Genomic DNA, 5993 nt, shown 5'->3' with positions numbered 1-5993 from the left:
CGCTAATGCGGCCAAAAAGCGTACACGGCGACAAACTCGTTTGGATCATGAGCCATGCGAGTGGTTGCGGGCGGGATCCGCACGATCTCGTGAACGTCGGTCACTGGCCGGTGGCGAGACGGAGCGCTTCGTCCTTGCTCAGGACGGTCGCCCCCGCATCGTCGAGGTCGTCGAGGGCTTCCCGGATGTCGGCCATCAGCCGGGTGCTGCCCATGACGTCGAGGGTTTCCTCCAGCGACTCCAGGTCGTCGACGCTGATGACGATCGCGGCGGGCCTGCCGTGCCGGGTGATCACAACGCGGCCATGCTCACGTTCGACGCTGTCCACGACCTCCGAGAGCCGGTTCTTCACGTCCGCCAGCGACATCTGCTCCATGATCGACATAGCCACGAGGATAGCCACCAGCCTCGCTTCCGCTGATTCGAGAACCCGCGAAAAACTCAATGTGGACAAGCGCGGTTTTCCACAGATCGTAGTCAAGGCTGGCACGGAGGGTGTGGGACGATCAGCCTGGCGTTATGACGGAAGGACCAAAGGCGGCGCGATCATGCTTCTTTCGCGCTCGGGCTACTGAGAGGAGCCCATCATGGTGTTCATGGCGGTCGCGTATGAGGATCTCCCGATCCGGGAGGACGGGTTCACCGTCGACGACCTCGCGGAGATGCCCGACGACGGTCGGCTGTACGAGCTGGTGGACGGGGTGCTCCTGGTGAGCCCGGCACCCCGCTGGGAACACCAGGTCGGATGCGGCGAGCTGACGATGCTGCTGCGTGGAGCGTGTCCATCTGATCTTTACGTGTTCGGGCCGACCCCGGATGTGCGCAAGGGTCGGCGAACCAGCGTCCAACCGGACATATGCGTGGTCCACCGTACGGACCTCGTGCGCGGCGAACGGTACCTGGCCGTCCCAGTACTGGTCGTCGAGGTGCTCTCCCCCAGCAGCGTGGGCATCGACCGACTACTCAAACGCGACGTCTACGCCCGCCTCGGCGTCCCCCACTACTGGATCGTCGACACCGACAAACCGTCGATCACCACCCTGGCCCTCACCGGCACCGACTACCTCGAGACCGGCACCGCCCACGGCAACCAGCCACTGAAAATCACCGACCCGTTCCCGCTGACCATCACCCCCTCCCAACTCGTCCTCACCTGACATCTCACCCTCACCGGACATGACGTTCAGGTGACCCGCCACACTGGGATGGCACTGGCCGTCGGGGTGACGGGTGGGCTGTTCAACGGCCGACTTCCCTATACGGTCACCCGGTCGTGCCCGGTGGCGTAGCGGTAGGACGCTTCGAGCACGGTCCGTGCCACGTCCAGCTCCTCGACGGCGCGGGGGGCGTAGAGCATCACCACGTTGATCTCGGCGGAGTACAGCGGGTGCGGCTCTCCCCAACCCCTGGCCAGCAGCTCCTTCTGGTCCTCGTGTGAAAGCGCGAGGTGCAGGCTGCCGTCGACGTGCACGTGGGCGAATTCCGCCGTCAGCCGCGGCGGAAGCAACACCGCACCTTTCGCGGGAGCATGACCGTCCAGAAAGACGGCAAAAGCCCCGGGATCGGAGATCTCGCTGGGGCCGGTTACGGTGCCGGGAAGCTCGGTGGACATCCACTGCTGGAGTTGCTCCCTCACCGCTTTCGGGCTGTTCTGGGTGAATTGGACATGGGGGACGGCCGAGCCGATGTCGGGACGGTCGCCCTCGCGCTGCGGAAAAGCCGGCATAGTCATGGCGATACTCCTCGTCCGTCAGGATCGGGTCACCGGGGGCCTGCTGGCCGTCGTCACGTGGTGGCGTTGCGCGATGTCCTCACGGTTCCCCGCAGGCGGCGTGTGTCGCCTGTTCTCTGTTCCGACACGGAGCACGCTAGCATCCTCGGCATAGTAGGTTCCTAGAAGATAGTGGCTCTCTCTTTGGAAGCTTCGACCGGAAGCTTGGACGAAGGTGACGGAAGGGGGTGGGGTCATGGCCGAACATGCCGATGCCGAGCAGCATGCCGATGCCGAGCAGGCGTGCCCGATCAATCCGGTGATCGACCTGATGTTCAGCCGTTGGACCACGCCGATCCTGTGGGTACTCAGGCACCACGGCCGGCTGCGCTTCAACGAGCTCGAGCAGCACCTACGCCCGATCACGCCCAAGGTCCTCACCCAACGGCTGCGCCAGCTGGAACGAGACGGACTGGTCGTGCGCACCTACCACGCGCAGATCCCACCCCGCGTGGAGTACGAGATCAGCGAACTCGGGCTCACCCTCGTCCCGGTCTTCGCCACCCTCGTGCACTGGTCGGACGCTCACTTGTCGAAGGTCGAGGCGGCTCGCCTCGAATACGACGCCGCTAAGCAGAAATCAGGGGTTTGAGGAACAGCAGTCGTCCCATGGAAATACCCGTGCTATCCACGGGATAAATGGTCTTATCCGGTTTATCCGAAACCCGTCCGGCGCACGTGCCGATTCCTCCGGGAGCACCTTCCGACTGATACTGAGCACGTCCAACGTGATGCGTTCCGTCGTTGACACCGAAGGGGATCAGTATGAGCGAACAGAGCGTCTCCCACAGCCGCTGCGTCGCGTCGTCATGCACCCGGCCACCAGCCGCGCCAGCGTGGTCACCCCTGGCAGCAGCACCTTCCCCTTGCGTAGCCAGCCCACCGCGGCGTCGAACAGCGCCTTCGGCCCGTCCCCGGTCGTCCACGCCCACGCGTCCGTCCACCCCGCCTCAAACTCGTCGGCCACCGTGCTGAAGTCCCGGTAGCGGTAGGTCCGCTGGATCTCCCCGGCGTGTTCCCGGCGGGTCGACTCCCGTTGGGCGTACGTCTTGATGCACGACGGGTCGCTGATCCTGAGCTGCTCGGCGACGTAGTCCACCACCTCGGCCGGGACGTCGATCGGGTCCGCCAGGAACCTGCCGACACAGCGCACCGTGCCGATCGAGACCCCGAACCCAAGCCGCAGGTGATCTCGCTGCCGCTGGTCGACCAGCCGGCGGTCCTCGTCGTCGAGGAAGAAGAACCGTGCTAACTGCGCCCGCGACGGCGTGCCGACGAACGACCCGTGCGCAGCCGCCTGCTCGTCCGACAGGAACTCGACCGGCAACCCCCCGACCCCCGATCCGCATGCCTACGACCCACACGAGAGGTTAGATCAACAGGCCAGACACCCAGACGGGGCCACCGGCCGCCCGTCGGACGTTTCCGTTCGGATGTTCCTCGAGGGCCACCTTGTGGATGAGCGCGAGTTTTCCACAGATCGTGGCCAGGTCTGGCGCGGAGGGTGTGGGACGATCAATCTGGCGTCATGACCAAGAACCGCCAACCGCTCAGGCGGTCCGGGAGGCATGGCGGTGATGACCGTGGCCATGATGATGCTGGTGACCGTGTGGATGTGCCGGATCGTCCGGATGGTCGTGCGGGGCCTGGGGGGCGGCCACCCGATGTTCGAACCCGGGCAGCGCGACCCGGTACAGGCACGTGTCGCAGTTCATCCGGATGTCCCCGGCCAGCGCCTCGGTGAAGCGTTCGAGCACCAGGTCCACCAGTCCCTCGCAGTCACCGAGCAGGCCCGTGCAGCGCACGTCGATGTCGGGGTGGTCGGCGGCCCAGCCGGCGGCCTGGGCGACCACCCGGTCCGGCAGGACGCCCGCGAACAGGAAGTAGGGCGCTACCACGATCCGGGACGCCCCCAGCCGGCGGCAGCGCTCCAGGCCGGCCGGCACGCTCGGCTCGGCCAGGCTGATGAAGGCTGGTTCGACACCGGCGAACCCGCGTCCCTCCCACAGCAGCCGGGCGACCTTGGCGATCTCGGCGTTGGCGTCCGGGTCGGTGGATCCGCGGCTGACCAGCAGGACGGTCACCTCCGCCCGCTCGTCACGCGGGCACACCGTGTCGATCCGCTCGTCCAACGCCGTCAGCAACGTCGGATGCGGGCCGAGTGGGCGTCCATAGGCATAGTGCAGGCCTGGATGGCGGATGCGTTCCCGGGCGAGCGCGCCGGGAATGTCGCCCTTGGCGTGTCCGGCGGCCACCAGGGTCAGCGGTACCGCAGCGAGCCGAGTGTGGCCCGCCTCGACGAGCCTGGCCACCGCGTCGGCCACCGGGGGGCGGGACAGTTCGATGAACCCGCCGTCCACCGGCGTCCCGCCGGCCCGCTCACCGACCCGCTCGACGAATGCCTGGAACTGCGCCACTCCGGCCGCGCTGCGGGTCCCGTGCCCGACGATCAGCAGCGCGGGCGCGGACGGGCTGGTGTTCGTGACCACGCCGGAGTCTGCGTCCGAGCCTGTGCCTGTGTCCGTCACGGGTTCAGCCCCTCGTACAGCAGTGCGTTGACAGCCGCGGCGGCAACGGCCGCCCCGCCCTTCTCCGACCGGTTCGAGACCGCGGGCAGGCCCGCCGCCCGCAGTGCTTCCTTGGCCTCGACCGCGCCGACGAACCCGACGGGCAGGCCGATCACCAGCGCGGGACGGGCGAGGTCGGCGAGGGTGAGCAGCCGCTCCAGGGCGGTCGGCGCGCATCCGATCACCCACACGGCACCCGGACCGACCTCGTCGAGGGCGAGCCCGACGGCTGCCGCCGAACGGGTCAGGCCATCGCGGGCGGCCGCGACGGGATCGACGTCACCGAGCCGGCAGACCACGTTGCGGGTGGTGATTCCCGCGGCCGTCATCCGCACGTCGGTGACGACCGGCGCATGCGCGGCGATCGCCGCCACAGCGTCACCTAGAGCGGTTTCGTCGCAGACCAGGTCGGCGACGTAGTCGATATCGGCGGTGGCGTGCACGACCCGTTCGACCACCGCACGGGTCAACGGAGGAAGGCGCGCGGTGTCCAGGCTCGTGCCGTCCAGACGTGCCCGCAGGATCTCGTACGACCGCAGTTCGATCGGGTGCGCCACCCGGGAGCCCGGCGTCACCCCGCCACCGCCACGGCCTGCGCGGTCGCTGCCACGGACTGCACGGCCACAGGCAGCACGACCACCACCGCGGGCTGCACGGGCATCACCGTGTCGGCTGCGTTGACGGCGTCGATCGCGTCGACCGGGCAGATCTCGGCGCACTCGCCGCATCCGTTGCAGCGTCCGGCGAGGACGAGCGGCGGCCGCCCGCCACCGGTGCGCGGCGGGCCGGGTTGTAGCGCATGTTCGGGGCAGGTGAGCAGGCACGCTCCGCACCCGGCGCAGCTGTCGGCGCGAACTTGGTAGATCAGCTCCACCGGTACCCCCTCGGAGTGACGACGTGCCCGGCCACGACACGGGTGTGGGTGCTGCCGACCACCACCGTCGTCGTCATACCGACCAGGTCCAGATGTGGCGCCGGGGCAGTTGTCAGTTCCCCGATCGTGGTGACGGTGACCTGCTGAGCTGGGCGGAAGGCATCGGTGACGATGCCCACCGGGGTGGACGGCGGCCGGTGTCCGGCCAGCAGCGCCAGTGCCCGCGGCAGCTGCCACGTCCGCGTCCTGCTGCGCGGGTTGTAGAAGGCGACGACGACGTCGGCCTGCGCCGCCGCCCGGACCCGCCGTTCGATCACCTCCCAGGGGGTGTGCAGATCCGACAGGCTGATCGTCATGTGGTCGTGGCCGAGGGGTGCGCCGAGCAGCGCCGCGGCGGACAGCGCCGCCGTCACCCCCGGCACGCCCACCACGTCGAAGGAGTCGTCGGCCTGGTCCAGCGCCGGGCTGCCCATCGCGTAGACCCCGGCGTCCCCGCTGCCGATGAGAGCGACCGCGTGGCCGGCGCGGGCAGCCTCCACGGCCGCACCGGCGCGTGCCTCCTCCGACCCGAGGCCGCTGGCGAGCACGCGCGCGCCCGCTCGGATCAGGTCGCGTACGGAGTCGACGTACTGGTCCAGGCCGACGATCACGCTGGCGCGGGCGAGTTCACGGGCAGCACGTGGGGTGAGCAGATCCCGATCACCCGGGCCGAGGCCGACGATCGCCAGCCGGCCGCGGGGACGGTGGCGGGCCACCGCCACGGTGGCGTGTGCGCTCACCC

The 5993-nt window shown here is 68.7% G+C and carries 9 protein-coding genes; 2 read left to right on the top strand and 7 right to left on the bottom strand.

Annotation, left to right across the window (positions count from 1 at the left end):
- Positions 1-100 precede the first annotated feature (100 nt).
- Positions 101-403: a type II toxin-antitoxin system Phd/YefM family antitoxin gene (locus DD1DGNOD_RS14755; RefSeq protein WP_206443188.1), complete on the bottom strand. Its 303-nt coding sequence runs from the start codon at positions 401-403 to the stop codon at positions 101-103.
- A 184-nt stretch (positions 404-587) separates the two neighbouring features.
- Here DD1DGNOD_RS14755 and DD1DGNOD_RS14750 point away from each other — a divergent pair, with 184 nt between their 5' ends.
- Positions 588-1157 carry a Uma2 family endonuclease gene (locus tag DD1DGNOD_RS14750; protein ID WP_131767028.1) on the top strand — a complete coding sequence of 190 codons (570 nt, stop codon included), beginning with the start codon at positions 588-590 and terminating at the stop codon, positions 1155-1157.
- 98 nt (positions 1158-1255) lie between these two features.
- On the opposite strand, the gene DD1DGNOD_RS14745 is transcribed toward DD1DGNOD_RS14750, so the two are convergent.
- Positions 1256-1732: a luciferase family protein gene (locus DD1DGNOD_RS14745; protein WP_131767027.1), complete on the bottom strand. Its 477-nt coding sequence runs from the start codon at positions 1730-1732 to the stop codon at positions 1256-1258.
- A 235-nt stretch (positions 1733-1967) separates the two neighbouring features.
- Here DD1DGNOD_RS14745 and DD1DGNOD_RS14740 point away from each other — a divergent pair, with 235 nt between their 5' ends.
- The gene (locus DD1DGNOD_RS14740) at positions 1968-2363 is read left to right on the top strand and encodes a winged helix-turn-helix transcriptional regulator (protein ID WP_131767026.1); all 396 of its coding nucleotides are present in this window, start codon (positions 1968-1970) and stop codon (positions 2361-2363) included.
- Positions 2364-2531: 168 nt separating this feature from the next.
- Here the strand turns inward: DD1DGNOD_RS14740 and DD1DGNOD_RS14735 are convergent, their stop codons facing one another.
- The 5 genes from DD1DGNOD_RS14735 to cobJ form a co-directional block, all read right to left on the bottom strand.
- A complete protein-coding gene (locus DD1DGNOD_RS14735; protein ID WP_131767025.1) occupies positions 2532-3098 on the bottom strand; it encodes a DUF4158 domain-containing protein in 567 nt (188 codons plus the stop codon).
- Between the two features lie 223 nt (positions 3099-3321).
- Entirely contained in the window at positions 3322-4299 is a 978-nt protein-coding gene (locus DD1DGNOD_RS14730) for a sirohydrochlorin chelatase (RefSeq protein ID WP_206443187.1), read from the bottom strand.
- A complete protein-coding gene (locus DD1DGNOD_RS14725; protein ID WP_241251538.1) occupies positions 4296-4913 on the bottom strand; it encodes a precorrin-8X methylmutase in 618 nt (205 codons plus the stop codon). The genes DD1DGNOD_RS14730 and DD1DGNOD_RS14725 overlap by 4 nt, the downstream gene beginning before the upstream one ends.
- Positions 4910-5212: a 4Fe-4S binding protein gene (locus DD1DGNOD_RS29490; RefSeq protein WP_131770394.1), complete on the bottom strand. Its 303-nt coding sequence runs from the start codon at positions 5210-5212 to the stop codon at positions 4910-4912. The genes DD1DGNOD_RS14725 and DD1DGNOD_RS29490 overlap by 4 nt, the downstream gene beginning before the upstream one ends.
- The coding region (gene cobJ / locus DD1DGNOD_RS14715) for a precorrin-3B C(17)-methyltransferase (protein WP_131770393.1) at positions 5203-5993 on the bottom strand (791 nt) is incomplete at its 5' end. The genes cobJ and DD1DGNOD_RS29490, both read right to left, overlap by 10 nt.

The sequence above is a fragment of the Candidatus Protofrankia californiensis genome, assembly GCF_900634765.1.
GTDB classification, from domain to species: Bacteria; Actinomycetota; Actinomycetes; order Frankiales; family Frankiaceae; genus Protofrankia; species Protofrankia californiensis.
This window is presented reverse-complemented; position numbering and strand designations above follow the sequence as displayed.

What these genes read in the sequence shown, in the direction of transcription:
- DD1DGNOD_RS14750 (WP_131767028.1), top strand. Translation starts at nt 588, where the DNA reads ATGGTGTTCATGGCGGTCGCGTATGAGGATCTCCCGATCCGGGAGGAC.
- DD1DGNOD_RS14740 (WP_131767026.1), top strand. Translation starts at nt 1,968, where the DNA reads ATGGCCGAACATGCCGATGCCGAGCAGCATGCCGATGCCGAGCAGGCG.
- DD1DGNOD_RS14745 (WP_131767027.1), bottom strand. Translation starts at nt 1,732, where the DNA reads ATGACTATGCCGGCTTTTCCGCAGCGCGAGGGCGACCGTCCCGACATC.